The sequence below is a fragment of the Neorhizobium sp. DAR64860/K0K1 genome (genome assembly GCF_050500205.1).
Taxonomy (GTDB): Bacteria; Pseudomonadota; Alphaproteobacteria; order Rhizobiales; family Rhizobiaceae; genus Neorhizobium; species Neorhizobium soli.
The window spans coordinates 545,812-562,980 of record NZ_CP191459.1; the positions used below are offsets into that span (position 1 = coordinate 545,812).

Consider the following 17,169-nt stretch of genomic DNA (forward strand, 5'->3'; position numbering starts at 1 on the left):
GTCCGATACCGTTTGAAACGGTTTTAAGTGCGGGAGGCCAAGATGGCCACTGTTCTTGATTCTGTCCGTGCGCTGTTTGCGCCCGCGTCCACATTCACCATCACTGCCGAAACTCCGGCCGACGTGGTGGCTCGTGAAACTCTGCTCGATCGCGCCATGGGCGCCGACCGACGCTTGAAGTCGTCCGAAAAGATCCGCCAGAACCGCGTGCCTGCCGAAGGCCTGGCGCTGGTTGCGCGCGACGAGGACGGCCACGTCATCGGCACGGTGCGCTTGTGGAACATCGAGGCCGGCATTTCGCCAGAAGGCAACGCCATCGACGCGCTTCTGCTCGGACCGCTTGCCGTCTGCTCGTCGCATGAGGGCAAGGGCATCGGTGCGGCTCTGATGCGTGCGGCGATCGGCCAGGCGCATGATCGTGGCCATGGCGCCGTGCTTCTGGTCGGTGACGCCGCCTATTACGAGCGCTTCGGCTTCTTCGGTGGCAAGACCCAGCATCTGGTGATGCCCGGCCCCTGCGACCGTGCGCGCTTCCTGGCGCTGGAGCTGAAAGCCGGTTGGCTCGAAGGTGCAGCCGGCATGATCGTTGCGAGTGGGCGCAAGCTCGCCTGAGCCGCTGCTGATCGAAATAACCATAGACCCCGTCTTCTTATAGAGGAGGCGGGGTTTTTCGTTTTCCGGCCGGCGACGGGTGGCGCAATGGTCTCACGCTCCGTCACCTTCGCGTGAATCTCGGGGCTCGGCCATAGTCGCGTGCGGGTCTCGACCTAGATTGGCATCCATGATCACACGCCGCACAGCTCTTCTTGCCACTCCCTTCGTCCTCACATCCATGCGGGCCTTCGCGCAGCAAACCGGCGGGACTGGCGTGGCGCAGGCGCCGCAGACGCTGAAGGCCGTGCTCGGCCGGGCGGCTGACCTCGAGCCGTTGAAGGTCGTGATGGTGTCGCGCAAGGGCGAGACGATCGCGAGGGAAGCGTTCAACGGCAGCGGCCTCAACGCCTCGACCAACATCAAGTCGGCGTCGAAATCGATCATCTCCTGCCTTGTCGGCATCGCGATCGATCGCAAGCTGCTTGAAGGGCCGGACCAGAAGATTGCCTCGATCCTGAAGGCCGATCTGCCGCGCGATGCGGATCCGCGTCTCTCCGAGGTCACCATCGGCAATCTTCTCTCCATGCAGGCCGGTCTGTCTCGGATGTCGGGTCCGAATTACGGGCGCTGGGTGGCGAGTTCCAACTGGGTGCGGTTTGCACTGTCGGAACCGTTCGATGGCGAGCCGGGCGGTCAGATGCTCTATTCGACGGCCTCGACGCATCTTTTGTCGGCTATCCTCACCCGGGTCGGCAAGCGGCCGACGCTTGCGCTGGCGCGGGACTGGCTGGAGCCGGTCGACGGGTTTCGAATCGGGGCCTGGGAGCGCGATCCGCAGGGCATCTATCTCGGCGGCAACCAGATGGCGATGACGGCGGCATCCCTCCTGGCATTCGGCGATCTCTACCGCAACGGCGGGAAAACCAAGGGCGGCCGGCAGGTGGTCTCGCAGAGCTGGATCGACCAATCCTGGATGCCACGCACGAACTCGCGCTTTTCCGGCGATGGCTATGGCTATGGCTGGTTTCTGCGCCAGATCGGCGGACAGGATGTGAAGTTCGGCTGGGGTTATGGCGGGCAGATGGTCTACGTGGTTCCGGCGCTCGACATTACCGTGGTGATGACGTCGAAGGAGAGCGGTCCGTCTGCCCGGAACGGCTACCGTGACCAGTTGCACGACCTTCTCGCCGAGATTATCGGCGCTGTCGCGTCAGCGTAAGCGCCAAGCGTTCGCATAGCAGAGGTCGTCCTGACATGCGCTACGAGCATGCGGGGCCGTGTGAGCCCCGCATGTTTCATTGCAAATTGGACTGCCGGCTTAGCCGGAAATGTCGATGACGCCGCAGTCGCCGGCTTCCGAGGAAAATGCCAGCAGCTTGCCGCTGGCGCTCCACCTCATGCCGGTGATGGCGCCCTTACCGGGCCGGCGCAGCAGCGCTTCCTTGCCGTCAGCGATACGCACACCGAGGACCATGCCATCGATGAAGCCGATGGCGAGCACTTCTTCCAGCGGATGAAACGCCACCTGCGTCACCATGATGTTGGCGCGCGTGCCAAGTTCCATCGGTGCCTTGCCCATCGGGCCGTCCTTGGCCGAAAACGGCCAGACGATCGCGGCTGGCGCACCGGAGGAGGCGAGCCACTTTCCCTTGACCGACCAGGACAGCGATTTCACCTTGGCCGGATAGCCGGTCATCCGCATATGGCGGCTTTCGCCCGACTTGCTGTCGAGCTTCCAGCCGTGCAGGGCGTTTTCCTGCATCATGGTGACGAGGAAACGGCCATCAGGCGAGAAGGTGACGCCGGTATGGGCGCCCTTCCAGTCGAGATCCTGCATCGGACTGTTGGTGCCGACCCAGTGCAAGGATACGCCGTTATAGCGCGCTGCCGCTATCCGCAGCCCCTTCGGCGCGAAAGCGATCGCTTCGACACTGCGCTCTTCCTTCACTTCCTTGACGGTGCCGTCAGACAGCTTGACGAAGCTCGATTTCCCTTGCGCCCAGGCAACAGCGCCCTGCGGCCCGCCGGCAACGACGGAAATCCACTTGCGCGGCGTTTCCGAAATCGTGGTGACGGTGCCATCATGGGAGATGCGCTGCACCCTGCCGTCTTCGCCGCCACTCAAAAGCGTGGCGCTGAAGGGGTCGCGGATACAGGTCAACAGGCCATGATGCGCGTCCGTTACCTTTTCACCGCCGTCGAGGCGGTGAATGGTGCCGGCTGCGGTAGCAAAGATCGGGATATCGCCGAGAAAGTGAGCCGCGACGACATGACCGTCGATATCAAGAGGTGCAACGGTTGGCATCAGGCGACAACAACCTCAGCCTGGCAAGCCATGAAGCTCTTCTGGATCTTGTCGAAATCGAGCTCGCGGCCGATGAAGACAAGGCGGCTTTCACGCTTTTCGCCATCCTTCCACGGACGCTGGTGATCGCCTTCGACGATCATGTGGACGCCCTGGATGACATAGCGTTCCTCGTCGCCCTTGAAGGCGATGATGCCCTTGAGGCGCAGGATGTTCGGACCTTCCGCCTGGGTGATCTTCTGGATCCACGGGAAGAAACGATCCGGGTTCATCTCGCCGCCGCGCAGGGAGACAGACTTCACCGTGATATCGTGGATCGGCGACATCGCATCGTGATGCGCATGATGGCCGTGGTCATGATGGCCGTGGTCATGATGGCCGTGGTCATGATGCTTGTGATCATGATGATCGTGGTCGTGCGCGTGATGGTCATGCCCGTGGTCGTGGTGATCGTGGCTATGGTCGTGACCGCAATCGGGGCCGCAGACATGGTCTTCGTGGTCGTGGTCGAGGAAATGCGGATCGTTTTCCAGCGCCCGTTCCAGATTGAAGGCGCCCTGATCGAGCACGCGGGCGAGATCGATCCCCGAACGGCTGGTGTTGTAGATACGGGCAGTCGGGTTGATGGCGCGAACCACGTCTTCGACGATCGCCAGCTCTTCCGGCGTCACGAGATCGGTCTTGTTGATCAGAACGACGTCGGCGAACGCGATCTGGTCTTCGGCCTCGCGCGAATCCTTGAGGCGCAGCGGCAGATGCTTGGCATCGACCAGAGCGATGACGGCGTCGAGTTCGGTCTTTGCGCGAACATCGTCGTCCATGAAGAAGGTCTGGGCAACAGGAACCGGATCGGCCAGGCCCGTCGTCTCGACGATAATGCCGTCAAAGCGGCCCGGGCGGCGCATCAGGCCCTCGACGACACGGATCAGGTCGCCACGAACCGTGCAGCAGACGCAGCCGTTGTTCATCTCGTAGATCTCTTCGTCGGACTCGACGATCAGATCGTTGTCGATGCCGATTTCGCCGAATTCGTTGACGATCACGGCGTATTTCTTGCCGTGGCTCTCCGACAGGATGCGGTTGAGCAAGGTCGTCTTGCCGGCGCCGAGATAGCCGGTCAGCACGGTCACAGGAATTGGCTTTGCAGCGACGGGAGCGGTGTTTTCAGTCATGGGAAACCTCTAAGGGTTCTGGAGCGCTCGGGGGAGCGCGGAAGCGTGTTGGCCTCATATAAGGGCAAGGCCGCGCGAGTTCAAAGGGGTTTTGAATGTTATATGATCACATCAAGGCAATGTCGACGCGTCGGTTTGCCGAAGAAGCTGGTCGAGCGTGAGAAGCGGCTCGCCGGCCACTTTCGCATGCGCGCAATGGAAACAGTCGAAGTTGCTCAAGTGCCGCTTACCGGCGCCATGTTTCTGAGCCACCGCGACAGCAAAGCTTAAGAGCGCACGCGGCGAGCCCGCCTCACGGATATCAATGCCGCGCGCGTCGAGCCATTCCACGACAGCGCTTTCTGCCTGGCCGTAGGCGCAGTCTAATTGGTCGGGCCGAGAAAGCACGATAATTGCTTCCCAGGCAGCGAGAGGAGACGTGAATGGCAGTGTCGATTTTGCCAACGCCCTTTCATAGGCTTCCGCGGTATCTTCGCCAGCCATCAACGATACGATCGCACAAGCATCGACAAACATGTGCGATCAATCCAGGTCGTGGTCGAGATCGTGATAGGCGGAAGCTGGGGGCACGGGTCGAGTCTGTTTGAAGGAAAGCCCGTGCTTTGCAAGGATGCGGCTGGCTGTCTCGCCTGGCGTCTCCTGCTGCGCGCGCTTGTCGATGGTTTCCCGCAGTGCGGTGACCACCGCTTGCGTGATTGTCGTTCCATCTATCTGCGCGAGCTCTTTCGCAAGTGCCTGAGCTTCTTCACTGCTAATGTTGAGGGTCATGAGACACCACCTTCGTGTGCGCAAGTCTCGCACATTATGCGGCTCAGCGCTACTTCAACGCGTCAACATCAAACCGTGCCACATCCCGTAGCAACTCTATGATGCCGTTCACCGCGTGCTTCACCAGCTGCTCGCCCCGTTCTGCGGTGGCGGCGGTTGCGTTGCCGGCGGCGCCCTTGGCGCTGAGGTCAGACATCTTCCACCCGAACGCATGTGGGCCGTAGGCGCGCAGGTGACGAAAGTCTTTCGCGAAATCTGTCTGGCGCGATGGGAAGTTTTCGGCCCTCTCCATGTTCACCCGGTCCGGCCACAGTGCCAGCATGACGGAGGTCTCGATATCGCCGCCGTGGATATCGATTGCCTTGTTTTCCGGAGCGATCCAGCCTTCGGGCTGGCCGAAGCGCGTCCAGCTCGTCGCCACCGCCAGCATGTTGAAACGGACGCGGGCCTCTGTCGTGACGATCGTCAGCAGCGGCGCGTTGCCGCCATGGGCATTCAGCATCACCAGTTTGCGGATGCCTTGCTGGTGAAGTTCATCGGCGATGCCGAGCCAGCGGTCGATGGCCTCGGCGGCGGCCAGCGTCTTCGTTCCTGCCACATCCATGTGCTCGATCGAGTAGCCGACTGGCTCTACCGGCAGGAACGTCACCGGAAGATCAGCCGGAAGGGCAGGGATAATGCGGTCGACAAGGCCCTGTGCGATCAGCGTATCGGTCTCGAAAGGCAGGTGCGGACCGTGCTGTTCGTGGGCGCCGAGCGGCAGAACGGCGATCCAGTCGCCTCTTTTAGCGCTTTCTGTGGACGGGGGCGTAACATCGTTGTCATGATAGCGCGGCAAGGGATGCGGCATCTGGCGGTCAATTCCGGGTTTCGATAAGGGTGGCGTGGTATAGTTATAGCGCCGACTTCCATGACGCAAAACGGGCGGAGCCTATGAGCAAGAAAAAAGGCGACAAGAAATCCAAGTCGGGCAAGAAGAAGGACGGCGCTGGTCTTTCCGCAACCGACCTTGCGCCTGTCATTACACAGACCGCCCGGTCGATGCGCACCGCCTTGTCCCGCAGTCTGGTCGAAAGCGGCCTTTATGCCGGGCAGGACGGGGTGATCCTGGCGCTTTCCGAGGAAGACGGCATGACGCCGGGTCATCTTGCCAACCGCATGGGCGTCAAGGCTCCCACCATGACCCGCACGATCGGACGCATGGAAGCGCAGGGTTTTCTGGAGCGCCGGTCGGATGGAACGGATGGTCGCCTGACCAAGGTGCATCTGACGGAGACTGGTCTGAAGAGCGTCGAGCAGATCGGCCGCGCGGTGGCCGAGTGCGGCGAACTGGCGGTCAAAGGTCTTTCGGACAAGGAAGTTCGCACCCTTCTCAAACTTCTCAAAGCCGTCGAGCATAATCTTCAGTCGGATGAGGGCGATCGCGACTGAGGGTTGCGTTTGCCAACCTGCTCGTCCGAAAAATCCCGTCACAGGATTGTCGCATGGAATTAAATTGTTTATTTAAACTTTAATTCGGGTGCTCTGTGTGGGAATGCAGGCTGCATGGGAACGCGGGGGTAGATGGCGCAGAAAATCAAACTGTCGACGATTGCCGAAAGTCTCGGTCTTTCTACAGCCACGATTTCGCTTGCACTCAGGGACAGTCCGCTCGTGGCTTCCGATACCCGCGAGAAGATCAAGGAACAGGCGCGGGCGCTTGGCTACATCTACAATCGCCGTGCCGCCAGCCTGCGCACCTCGCGCTCCGGGATCATCGGTGTCGTCGTGCATGACGTGATGAACCCGTTCTACGGTGAAATTCTGAAAGCGATCGAGAGCGAGCTCGACCGCAGCCGGCATACGTTCATTCTCTCCAACCATTACGATTCGGTCGAAAAGCAGCGCACGTTCATCGAGACGCTGCTGCAGCTGGGTGGCGACGGCGTGATCATGTCGCCGGCGATCGGGACGCCGATCGAGGACATGAAGCTTGCCGAAGAAAACGGCATGCCGGCCATTCTTGTCGCCCGCTCGATGGAAGGCCTCGACCTGCCGACCTATCGCGGCGACGATGCTTACGGCATTTCGCTTGCCACCAACCATCTTATCGGACTGGGCCACCGGGCGATCGCCATGATCGGCGGCACCGACCAGACATCGACCGGTCGCGACCGTTACCAGGGCTACGTCAACGCGCTGCTGAAAGCCAATATCGAGGTCGATCCGAACCTGCGCATTCCGGGACCCCGTTCGATGCAGGGCGGGTTCGAGGCGGCGGTGCATTTCCTGTCCCTGCCGCAAAAGCCGACGGCTGCGGTCTGCTGGAACGATCTGGTGGCGATCGGCCTGATGAACGGCATCGCGCGGGCCGGGTTGACACCGGGCGTCGATATTTCCGTCACCGGCTATGACGATCTGGAACAAGCTTCGATCTCGACGCCGTCTCTGACCACCGTTTCCAACGGACAGGCCGATGTCGGGCGCTTAGCGGCGCGGGCACTGCTCGATCGTCTTGCCGGGAGCCATGAGCCTGACGGTCTCCATCTGATCAAGCCGGAAATGCGTCTGCGCCAGTCGACCGGCGTCTTTCGTCCACGCTGATTATTCTTCATAAAGAGGTTGCTGCATGTCTGAGAATCCTGCCACCATCTTCGTGCCGGGCCGTATCCATCCGCGCGTTCTGGAGCGTCTGAACGACAGTTTCGAGGTCATCTCGGCTCCGCATGCCGAACTGGCATCCGTCGACGCCGAGACGAGGGCGCGCGTGCGTGGCATCGCGGTTTCCGGCAAATGCGATGCTGCCGTCATCGACGCGTTTCCCAATCTCGAAGTCATCTCCAGCTTCGGCGTCGGTTACGACGGGACCGATACGAAGAAAGCTGCCGAGCGCGGCATCATCGTTACCAACACGCCTGACGTTCTGAACGACGAAGTGGCTGATACTGCCATTGCGCTGCTCCTCAACACGCTGCGCCAGTTTCCGAAGGCGGAAACCTATCTGCGCGAGGGACGCTGGGCGAGCGAAGGCCCGTTTCCGCTGTCGCCGTTTTCACTAAAGGGCCGCAGCATTGGCATTCTCGGCCTTGGCCGCATCGGTCTCGAGATCGCAAAGCGGCTTGAGCCGTTCAAGGTGACGATCGGCTATTACAGCCGCAGCCAGCGCTCGGATGTCGGCTATATCTACTATCCGTCCCTGAAGGAGATGGCTGAGGCCGTCGATACGCTCATCTGCATCGCGCCCGGGACGCCGGATACGTTCAAGATCATCAATGCGGAGATCTTCGAAGCGCTTGGCCCGGGTGGCGTGTTCATCAATGTCGGCCGTGGATCGAGCGTTGACGAGGAAGCAATGATTGCCGCCCTCAGCGACAAGACGATTGCCGCGGCCGGGCTTGACGTGTTCTTCGACGAGCCGAACGTACCGGCGGAGCTGATCGCTCTCGATAATACCTGCCTTCTGCCGCATGTCGCATCCGCGTCGGTTCAGACCCGCAATGCGATGGCCGATCTTGTCGTCGACAACCTGATCGGCTGGTTCAAGGATGGCCGCGTGCTGACCCCGGTTCCGGAAACCCCCGTCAAAGGATAACTGGCAAACACGGCGAGGGCGTTTGCTTCACGCGGTGCGGGCAACCGTTGGGCTGGTCGCACCGCTCGCCGATGCCGCGTAGGCGCGGACCGCATCGCCGAACGCCTTGAACAGGGCGCCCGACGGTGCGTCGGTTTCGGCCCAGTATTCCGGATGCCACTGGACGCCAACGGCGAAATTCTTCGCGTCGATCACCGACACCGCCTCGATCGTGCCGTCTGCAGCCGTCGCCTCCACCTTCAGGCGGGGAGCGGTCTTTGCAATCGCCTGGCGGTGGAGCGAATTCACCTGGACTTCGCCGGCAAATCCGAGGAAATCCGCGATGCAGGAGCCTTCCTTGACGAAGACCGGCTGGCGGATCGCGTACATCGCGTCGCGGTCTGGCACGTCGGGCTTGCGGTGGTCCCACTTGCCCGGCTGATCCTGGATCTCGCTTGCCAGCGTGCCGCCCAGCGCAACGTTCAGTTCCTGGATGCCGCGGCAGATGGCAAGAAGCGGAATACCGCGTTCGATCGCGCGGCGGATCATCGGCAGCGAGGTGGCGTCGCGGCCGTGATCGAAGGGGCCGTCTCCCTCGGTCGCTTCGCGGCCGTAGAGCGACGGGTGGACGTTGCTGACGGCGCCGGAAACCAGCACGCCGTCGACCCGGCCGAGGATCGTGTCGACATCGTTGCCCTCCTCGAAGGCGGGAACGATGAAGCTCATGACGTCCGCCACTTTCAGCGCCGCATTGACATACTGGTTGGGTGTGGCGTGCCAGAGGGCGCCTTCGAATTGCCTGAGATCGGCGGGAACGGCGACGATGGGCTTGCGGCACGAGACGGGCATGAACAATCTCCAGGCGGGGCAGTGGTTCTCATCCCGTATTGCTGCCGGAGGCGGGGTGAAGTCAAGCCGTAGCGACGCCGTGCAGCGTGAACCACGACGATCGCGGAAGACGAAAGTATAATGCGGTTTAACCTTGGCCCGCCGTCATTGTTACATGGTCTGCTTGCAAGCATTCAAGCAACATGATTACCTCATCTAGGACTGGCGAGGTATGGGAGGAGACATCTTCGCGGTCTGTTCAACCCGGGAGGATTTTTGATGGATCGTCGTTCATTCCTGAAAAAGACGGCAGTCGGCGGCGCGGGAGCCGCTGCAGCCACAGTGCTTGCTGTTCCGCTTTCGACACCTGCCATTGCCCAGCAGAACCCGAAGATCAACTGGCGCCTGACATCGTCATTTCCGAAATCGCTGGACACGATTTATGGCGGCGCCGACGATATCGCGAAGCATGTCGCAGCCGCCACCGACGGCAATTTCACGATCCAGCCGTTTGCAGGTGGTGAGATCGTCCCGGGTCTGCAGGCGGCCGATGCGGTCTCCGCTGGCACGGTCGAGATGTGCCATACCTGCTCCTACTATTTTGTCGGCAAGGACCCGACCTTTGCGATCGGCACGGCGATCCCCTTCGGCATGAATGCGCGCCTGACGAACTCGTGGTTCTACCAGGGCAACGGCAATACGCTGATGAACGAGTTCTATGCCAAGCATCAGATCTACGGCATGCCCGCCGGCAATACCGGGGCCCAGATGGGCGGCTGGTTCCGCAAGGAAATCAACACCGTCGACGACTTCAAGGGCGTGAAGATGCGCATTGCCGGCATTGCCGGGAAGGTGCTTGAAAAGCTCGGTGCCGTACCGCAGCAGATTGCCGGCGGCGATATCTATCCGGCGCTGGAAAAGGGCACGATCGATGCGGCGGAGTGGGTCGGTCCCTATGACGACCACAAGCTCGGCTTCTACAAGGTGGCCAAGTATTACTACTATCCGGCTTTCTGGGAAGGCGGCCCGACAATCCATGCCTTCATCAACCTCGACAAGTGGAACAGCCTGCCAAAGCATTATCAGTCGGCGCTGACCGATGCCTGCGCTTTCGCCAATACCAACATGATGGCGAAATACGATCTGAAGAACCCGATGGCGATCAAGCAGATCGTATCGCAGGGGACGACGTTGCGGCCATTCAGCCAGGATATCCTCGAGGCCTGCTACACGGCTGCAATGGACGTCTACAAAGGTATTTCCGCAACCAACGCGGATTTCAAGAAGGTCTACGACGACCAGGTCGCATTCAAGAAGGAAGGTTACCTCTGGATGCAGCTTTCGGAGTACACGTTCGACACGTTCATGATGATCCAGCAGCGCAACGGCAAGATCTGAACGTCTACAGCGTTGCTCAGACACGTACCCCGGATCGCAAGGTCCGGGGTTTTCTTTTGCAGCCGAGGGATGGCGCCAGACTGGATTCACGCAATAGACGCGCTGCACGTATGCCCGGTTGTGTCGGCTCGAAAATCACACGCTGGTATCTATGATGGTGGCGTTCGAAGGCAAAAGCAGAGCACTCCGTGGCCAGCCGGAGTATCGGTGAAGACGGGCTTCACCGACTTAAGGCAAAAGCCTTGCCGTCGAACAGGAGGTGATGCGATGTGGTTTCCACTGAGCATTACGTTGCTGGTTAGGAAATACCGGACGGGCTGGTCAGTGTCCGTCCGGTTCATTTTCTACATCAGATAACAAAGGGAGAGCAGAGTTCGCGCTTTGCTCTCCACTCCAATGTACTACTGCGCCGGTTTTCTGGCAAGACGAAGCCGTTAAGGGTTGATCTTGGGTGGCTCGCCGAAGTTGGGCATGCCGGGTAGTCCGGGGGCAGGTTGCGCGCCGCCGCCCTGACCGGGCGCACCATCCATCGGCGGCAGGCCAAAATTGGGCATCTGGTTGTTGCCGCTATCATTGCCGAAGCCGGGGATTTCGATCTTGATCGTGTTGAGATCGACGTCCGGCGCCTTGTCCAGCCAGTAGGTGACGGATTCCGGCCAGAAGATGATGATGGCGACGAGGATCAACTGCATCCCGAGCCAAGGGATGGCGCCGAGATAGATGTCCTTCGTCTTCACAGTCTTCGGCGCGATCGAGCGCAGGTAGAAGAGTGCGAAGCCGAATGGCGGGTGCATGAACGAGGTCTGCATGTTGACGCAGAGCAGCACGCCGAACCAGATCAGGTCGATGCCAAGCGCCGTTGCGACCGGTGCCAGCATCGGCAGGACGATAAAGGCGATCTCGAAGAAATCCAGGAAGAACGCCAGGAAGAAAATGAAGATGTTGACGAAGATCAGGAAGCCGAGGGCGCCGCCCGGAATATGAGACAGCAGGAATTCGATCCAGAGCCCGCCGTTCATGCCCTGGAAGACCAGGCTGAAGCAGGTGGCGCCGACCAGGATGAAGACGACCATCGAGGTGATCGTCATTGTCGAATGCATGGCCTGCTTGACGAGGTCCCAGGTCAGGCGGCGGTGCATGGCAGCAAGCGCCATGGCGCCGACGACGCCGAGCGCGCCGGCTTCCGTCGGTGTGGCAAGTCCCATGAACAGGGTGCCGAGGACAAGGAAGATCAGCACGACCGAAGGGACCATGCCCCACAGCACTCTCAACACCAGCGCGGCATTGAGCTCGCCGCGGGCCTCCGGCGGCAGCGCCGGAACATCCTGGGGGCGGACGATCGAGGTGAAGAGAATGAACAGCAGGAAGATCACGACTTGCAGGATCGAAGGACCGATGGCGCCGAGATACATGTCGCCGACCGAACGGCCGAGCTGATCGGCCAGAACGATGAGGACGAGCGACGGCGGAATGACTTGGGTGATCGTACCGGAGGCTGCGATTACGCCGGTCGCGAGACGCGGATTGTAGCCGTATTTCAGCATGATCGGCAGGGAAATCACACCCATCGTGATGACGGATGCGGCAACCGTGCCGGTGATGGCGCCGAGAATCGCGCCGACGATGATCACCGCATAGGCAAGGCCGCCGGGAATGGCGCCGAACAGTTTTCCGGTGCCTTCGAGCAGGTCCTCGGCAAGCCCGCAGCGTTCAAGAATGGCACCCATGAAGGTGAAGAAGGGAATGGCGAGAAGCAGGTCGTTGGAGACGATGCCGAAAATGCGCAGCGGCAGGGCCTGCATGAACGCATATTCGAAATGACCGGTGTAGATACCCAGGAAGCCGAAAAACAGCCCGACCGCCGAAAGGGAAAAGGCGACCGGAAAGCCGTAGAGCATGAAAATGATCATGCCCAGAAACATGGCCGGTGGCATTACGCCGTATTCAAACATGAGCTTGGTTTCCCCCCGGAATGGCGCGGTCTTATTGCAGTGGCTTTTCGTAGGTCGTGTCGACCTGGAGGGTGCCTGTGAGGCCGGCGATGCGCTTGATCAGCTCGGACAGGCCCTGAAAGGCAAGGAGCACGAACCCCGAGACGATGATGAATTTGACGGGCCAGCGGATCAGGCCGCCGGCATTCGAAGACACTTCACCTTGCATGAAAGACAGGGAGAAGAACGGCCAGGACAGCCATGCCAGAAAGAGGCATGCCGGGATCAGAAAGATCACCAGGCCGATCGCATCGATCCACAACCGCTTGCGATCCGAGACGGCGCCGTAGATCAGATCGACGCGGACGTGTTCGTTGAGACGAAGCGTATGGGATGCGCCCAAGAGAACGATAAACGCGAACAGATACCACTGGATTTCCAGCCAGCCATTCGAGCTGTAGTTGAACGCATAGCGGATGCAGGCATTACCGGCACTGATCAGGCAGCAGGCCAGAACGAGATAACCCGCAAATTTTCCGACGATTTCGCTGACACGGTCAATTAACGCGCTGAATTTCAACAGGCCCGCCATACTCACTCGCTCCCCAGCAGGTCTTTACCTCTGCCCGAATGAGGCGATGTAAACGAACGCTTATTAAAAGAAAAGACCCCCATAGGTCGCATAAATGCCGTTTCCAGGCATTGCGCGAAATATTATTGCGAAGGTGGTCGCGAGAGCGCATAATTGAGTTTGGAGAGTTTTAGCAATCCCTGTTACCGTTCATTGATCGCTTTTCGACGAACCCCCACAATCCAAGGGGTCGCACTCCGACAACAATCAATTTTTAAAACGTTTTCTCCATTGTCGGTCTGATGGCAAGGGAATGTGCCCCTATGAAGAATGCGGAAGCGCAAACGCTGCCGACAGAAGTGTATCTGTCGTTCGTCGAATCGCTGTTTAGAAATCGTGGAACGCTGTGGACTGGAATGGTGGTCCATATCCTGTCGTGCGCAGTGATTTTTGCGACGACGGGCTCTACCTTCTATATCATGCTGATTGCGGTGTTCTTGGCCGTCTTCACGTTCCGGGTCATCTCGTTCCGCCGCTTCGACAGTCTCGACCGTGCGGTTCTTTCCCGCGACGAGATCGAAAGCTGGGAAACACGCTACGTCTACGGCGCCGCGGCGACTGCTTTCCTTCTTGGTATCAGCAGCGCCTATGCGGTTCTTGTCCTGCGGGACATGATGGCCGCCTTCATGTGCATCGCGGTCACCATGGCGTCGATGGTGTCGATCGTCGGCCGCAACTACGGGTCTGCTCGCGCGGTTGCGCTGCAGACGACCGGCTGCTGCTTGCCGCTGATCATTGCCTGCGTGCTGACCGGCGAAATCAATCTTGCGCTGATGGCGCTCTTTCTCGTGCCGTTCGGGTTGACCACCCAGTCGATGGCGACGGGGGTGCGGGAATTTCTCTACAAGAACGTCATCGTTTCGCGCGAGATGAAGACGGTTGCCGACCAGCTCGACAGTGCGCTCAGCACCATGACGCATGCGCTGATCATGCTGGACGCCGATGGCCGGGTGCAGGTCGTCAACCGGCGCGCGCACGAATTGCTGGGACTGGGCGATGCCGAAGACCTGATGGGCGCGAGTTTCATTGCCGCCCTGCGCGACCGCGAAAACGCGTTTCCGGACGAGATCCTGACGCAGATCGGCGGCCTACTGGAAGGGCAGGCGGGCAAGACGCTGCTGCGTCTCAATGACGACACCTATCTGGAATTCTCGCTCAGCCGCCGTTCCGAGGGCGGTCTCGTGATGATCTTCGAGGATGTCAGCGCAAGGGTCGCTGCCGAAGAGAAAATCCTTCACCTTGTTCGTTTCGACACGCTGACCGGCCTGCCGACGCGGGGACATTTCACCGAACAGGTCAAACGGCGGCTGGCAAATGCAGGTCCGGAGATGTGGGCCGGGCTTGCTATTCTTGATGTCGACGGGTTCAAGCATGTCAACGACATGCGCGGCCACGTGGTGGGCGACAAGCTTCTTGCAGCAATTGCCGAACGGGCAGCGGCGTTTGCGAGCGACGAGGTTCTGATCGGCCGGCTGGTCGGCGACGAGTTCGTTCTGCTGGTGACCGGCAAAGACGGTTCTTGCGCGATCGAGGCGCGTATCCGCGAGATTCATCGGACATTCGAGGGGGATTACCGGGTCGACGGGCTTAGTCTTTCGGTATCGCTCAACAGCGGTTGCGTCATTCTGCCCGCTGAAGATTTCGACATGGAATCCTGGCAGATCAAGGCCGACCTTGCCCTCAACGAGGCAAAGTCGACCGGCAACGGCACGGTTCGAACCTTCAGGCCGGAAATGGATGGTCGGTATGTGGCCGAGCAGCGTCTGCGGACCGATCTGCGCCATGCCATCGAAAACGGCCATCTGTCCGTCGTCTACCAGCCGATGTACCGGCCGGACGGGTCCGAGATGGAATGCTGCGAGGCACTGGTGAGATGGTCGCATCCCGAGCGCGGCTGGATCGGCCCCAACATCTTCATCCCGCTTGCCGAAAGCATGGGCCTGATTTCGGACGTCACCCGGTTCGTGCTGGACAAGGCATGCGCCGACTGCGCCGAATGGTCGGGCGGCATGGCGGTCTCCGTCAATCTCTCGGTCAAGGATCTTCGTGGCGGTGCGATCACGGCAATGGTGGCCGAGACTTTGGCGCGCTACAGTCTGCCTGCCGCACGGCTGCATCTGGAGGTGACCGAAAGCTGCTTCATGGAGGAGCCTGTCGCCGTGAGTGCGACACTCAGCCGGTTGCGTGCCAACGGCGTGACGATCGCAATCGACGATTTCGGCACCGGGTTCTCGAGCCTCAGCTATCTGGATTCCCTGCCGATCGATATCGTCAAGATCGACCGCGCCTTCGTGCGCGACATCGGTACCGATCCGCGCCGCATGAAGCTTTTGAGCGGCATCGTGCATCTTTCACGCGAGCTCGATCTCCGCATCGTTCTCGAAGGCGTCGAAACCCAGGAACAGCTGGATCTCGTGCGCAAGCACAATTTTGCGGACCTGGTTCAGGGCTACATCTTCTCGCCGCCGGTGCCGGTCGATGCGCTGGAGAGTCTGCGCGTCAACGGCGTTGCTCTCAGCAAGGCAGGTAGTCGTGCCGTATCGGGCCGCAAGAACGACGCGCCGCGGTCACTGAGCGCGGCTGGGTAGACGCGTTTCCCCATATCTTCACGGGCTATTTTTTGCACCCGCGGCATAAGGTTACCGCTGGCGGTTAACTATTTCTGTTTAAAATTTGTTAAACATAATTTCGGCGATTGCGATCAAGGCTCAGTTCACGGTTAATCCTGGGTTAACGTCCCATGGATAATTCACATGCCGATAAAGCAATCTGTTCCTGAAGCACCCTTTTCCGAAAAGCTCCTCGCATCCCTCGACCACATCGAATACCGCCGCATTCAGAGCGCCGAAGATTTCGAAGATATCGCCAGATTAAGATACAAAGCCTACAAGGCGCAGGATGTTCTCCCCGTTGGTGCGGTGGACATGCTCGATGAGATCGATTTCGACCGCAACGCCTATGTCTTCGGCATTCATCATTACGAAGAACTGATCGCGACGATCCGCGTCCATTACGTGACGCCTGACCATCGTGTGTGCCAGTCGACAGGCGTGTTTCCCGATGCGGTCCACGCTTTCCTCGATGCCGGGATGACGCTGATCGACCCGGCCCGGTTTGCGGTCGATCCGGCTGTCGTCGCCGAATTGCCGACGATCCCTTATATCACGCTGCGGCCCAGCATCATGGCTGCGATCCATTTCGATGCCGACCGGGTGTTGCAGCATATCCGCCCGCCGCATGCCTCGTTCTACAAGCGCATCTTCCTGGCGGATATCGTCGTGCCGCCAACGATGGCCGGCATCTACGGCTTCGAGCTCACGCTTCTTGCGTCACGCGTCAAGGAGGTAAGGCCGCAGTTGATGCGGCGGTTCCCGTTGTTCCGGTCGGAGGCCTATGAACGGCGGATGATGTTCGGCAACGAAGCGCAGTTCGACAGTCCGCCACTCACCGTTCTGCCGACCGCGAGGATCGCGGGAAGGCCGACCTCTCAGGAAATGGCGTTCGCCGAGTAGGGGTTAAAGCACCAGCCGCGGCGTGGCGCGATTGCGCTTTGAAGCGGTGTGTGTAATCTGGATCGAGAGGCGCTTTTCGGTGATCTGCCAAGGATTCGAAGAGCGAGGAGGAGGCTACCGCGCCACCCCGCCGTGATCGGCTCGTGGGCGCGGCGTTGAAGGAGATCGATGATGGACAATCACCAGAGCGGACCTATGGAGACCGGTGCTCCCATGGATTATCGCGAGCACGAGAAAACCTACGAGGGTTTTCTGGCCGCTGCAAAATGGGGCACGATGTCTACCGTCGTTCTGATGATCGCCATGGCGGCCGGCTTCTTCGGCGGCGCCGGACTTCTCGGCGGCCTCATCGTTTTCATCATCCTGAATATCGCTGGCGTCTTCCTGCTGCGCTAAGCTGGATCTGTTTCTGTCGGAGCGCGGGTGTGACGTTGCACCCGCGCGACCCTGCCGGCAGGTACTCCAGGCGCTATTTCATTC

At 60.2% G+C, this 17,169-nt stretch carries 17 protein-coding genes; 9 read left to right on the top strand and 8 right to left on the bottom strand.

All coding sequences use genetic code 11. From position 1 onward, the window contains the following. The first annotated feature begins 42 nt into the window (after positions 1-42). Both ACQY1J_RS07205 and ACQY1J_RS07210 read left to right on the top strand, forming a co-directional pair. Entirely contained in the window at positions 43-612 is a 570-nt protein-coding gene (locus tag ACQY1J_RS07205; protein WP_062461118.1) for a GNAT family N-acetyltransferase, read from the top strand. 169 nt (positions 613-781) lie between these two features. Beyond that, the gene (locus tag ACQY1J_RS07210; protein ID WP_430251072.1) at positions 782-1,813 is read left to right on the top strand and encodes a serine hydrolase domain-containing protein; all 1,032 of its coding nucleotides are present in this window, start codon (positions 782-784) and stop codon (positions 1,811-1,813) included. Positions 1,814-1,912: 99 nt separating this feature from the next. On the opposite strand, the gene ACQY1J_RS07215 is transcribed toward ACQY1J_RS07210, so the two are convergent. The 5 genes from ACQY1J_RS07215 to ACQY1J_RS07235 form a co-directional block, all read right to left on the bottom strand. Further along, positions 1,913-2,899, bottom strand: coding sequence for a WD40 repeat domain-containing protein (locus ACQY1J_RS07215; RefSeq protein WP_430251073.1), 987 nt, complete (start codon positions 2,897-2,899; stop codon positions 1,913-1,915). Then, positions 2,899-4,071: a CobW family GTP-binding protein gene (locus tag ACQY1J_RS07220; RefSeq protein WP_430251074.1), complete on the bottom strand. Its 1,173-nt coding sequence runs from the start codon at positions 4,069-4,071 to the stop codon at positions 2,899-2,901. Before ACQY1J_RS07220 ends, ACQY1J_RS07215 begins: the two co-directional genes overlap by 1 nt. 111 nt (positions 4,072-4,182) lie before the next feature. Beyond that, positions 4,183-4,587, bottom strand: a complete 405-nt coding sequence (locus ACQY1J_RS07225; protein WP_430251075.1) for a type II toxin-antitoxin system VapC family toxin — start codon at positions 4,585-4,587, stop codon at positions 4,183-4,185. A gap of 6 nt (positions 4,588-4,593) precedes the next feature. Beyond that, positions 4,594-4,839: a type II toxin-antitoxin system VapB family antitoxin gene (locus ACQY1J_RS07230; RefSeq protein WP_062461108.1), complete on the bottom strand. Its 246-nt coding sequence runs from the start codon at positions 4,837-4,839 to the stop codon at positions 4,594-4,596. A gap of 49 nt (positions 4,840-4,888) precedes the next feature. Then, positions 4,889-5,689, bottom strand: coding sequence for a creatininase family protein (locus tag ACQY1J_RS07235; protein ID WP_209901931.1), 801 nt, complete (start codon positions 5,687-5,689; stop codon positions 4,889-4,891). An 83-nt stretch (positions 5,690-5,772) separates the two neighbouring features. On the opposite strand from ACQY1J_RS07235, the gene ACQY1J_RS07240 reads away from it, so the two are divergent. The 3 genes from ACQY1J_RS07240 (at position 5,773) to ACQY1J_RS07250 (ending at position 8,410) form a co-directional block, all read left to right on the top strand. Next, positions 5,773-6,270, top strand: a complete 498-nt coding sequence (locus ACQY1J_RS07240; protein ID WP_062461102.1) for a MarR family winged helix-turn-helix transcriptional regulator — start codon at positions 5,773-5,775, stop codon at positions 6,268-6,270. A gap of 132 nt (positions 6,271-6,402) precedes the next feature. Continuing rightward, entirely contained in the window at positions 6,403-7,422 is a 1,020-nt protein-coding gene (locus tag ACQY1J_RS07245) for a LacI family DNA-binding transcriptional regulator (RefSeq protein WP_062461099.1), read from the top strand. Positions 7,423-7,447: 25 nt separating this feature from the next. Then, positions 7,448-8,410, top strand: coding sequence for a 2-hydroxyacid dehydrogenase (locus ACQY1J_RS07250; protein ID WP_062461092.1), 963 nt, complete (start codon positions 7,448-7,450; stop codon positions 8,408-8,410). A 27-nt stretch (positions 8,411-8,437) separates the two neighbouring features. Here the strand turns inward: ACQY1J_RS07250 and ACQY1J_RS07255 are convergent, their stop codons facing one another. Further along, positions 8,438-9,238 (bottom strand): gamma-glutamyl-gamma-aminobutyrate hydrolase family protein, encoded by an 801-nt coding sequence (locus ACQY1J_RS07255; protein WP_430251076.1) that lies wholly within the window; start codon positions 9,236-9,238, stop codon positions 8,438-8,440. A gap of 258 nt (positions 9,239-9,496) precedes the next feature. Here ACQY1J_RS07255 and ACQY1J_RS07260 point away from each other — a divergent pair, with 258 nt between their 5' ends. Then, a complete protein-coding gene (locus ACQY1J_RS07260) occupies positions 9,497-10,615 on the top strand; it encodes a TRAP transporter substrate-binding protein (protein WP_062461086.1) in 1,119 nt (372 codons plus the stop codon). Between the two features lie 434 nt (positions 10,616-11,049). Here the strand turns inward: ACQY1J_RS07260 and ACQY1J_RS07265 are convergent, their stop codons facing one another. Together ACQY1J_RS07265 and ACQY1J_RS07270 are read right to left on the bottom strand one after the other, a co-directional pair. After that, entirely contained in the window at positions 11,050-12,567 is a 1,518-nt protein-coding gene (locus tag ACQY1J_RS07265) for a TRAP transporter large permease (protein WP_062461083.1), read from the bottom strand. Positions 12,568-12,598: 31 nt separating this feature from the next. Beyond that, positions 12,599-13,138 (bottom strand): TRAP transporter small permease subunit, encoded by a 540-nt coding sequence (locus tag ACQY1J_RS07270; RefSeq protein WP_062461080.1) that lies wholly within the window; start codon positions 13,136-13,138, stop codon positions 12,599-12,601. A gap of 302 nt (positions 13,139-13,440) precedes the next feature. Here ACQY1J_RS07270 and ACQY1J_RS07275 point away from each other — a divergent pair, with 302 nt between their 5' ends. The 3 genes from ACQY1J_RS07275 (at position 13,441) to ACQY1J_RS07285 (ending at position 17,085) form a co-directional block, all read left to right on the top strand. Continuing rightward, a complete protein-coding gene (locus tag ACQY1J_RS07275; protein ID WP_062461077.1) occupies positions 13,441-15,765 on the top strand; it encodes a putative bifunctional diguanylate cyclase/phosphodiesterase in 2,325 nt (774 codons plus the stop codon). Positions 15,766-15,930: 165 nt separating this feature from the next. Next, on the top strand, positions 15,931-16,689 hold the full coding sequence (locus tag ACQY1J_RS07280) for an N-acyl amino acid synthase FeeM domain-containing protein (RefSeq protein WP_180215465.1): 759 nt from the start codon (positions 15,931-15,933) through the stop codon (positions 16,687-16,689). 171 nt (positions 16,690-16,860) lie between these two features. Next, the gene (locus tag ACQY1J_RS07285) at positions 16,861-17,085 is read left to right on the top strand and encodes an aa3-type cytochrome c oxidase subunit IV (protein ID WP_062582159.1); all 225 of its coding nucleotides are present in this window, start codon (positions 16,861-16,863) and stop codon (positions 17,083-17,085) included. Positions 17,086-17,169 lie beyond the last annotated feature (84 nt).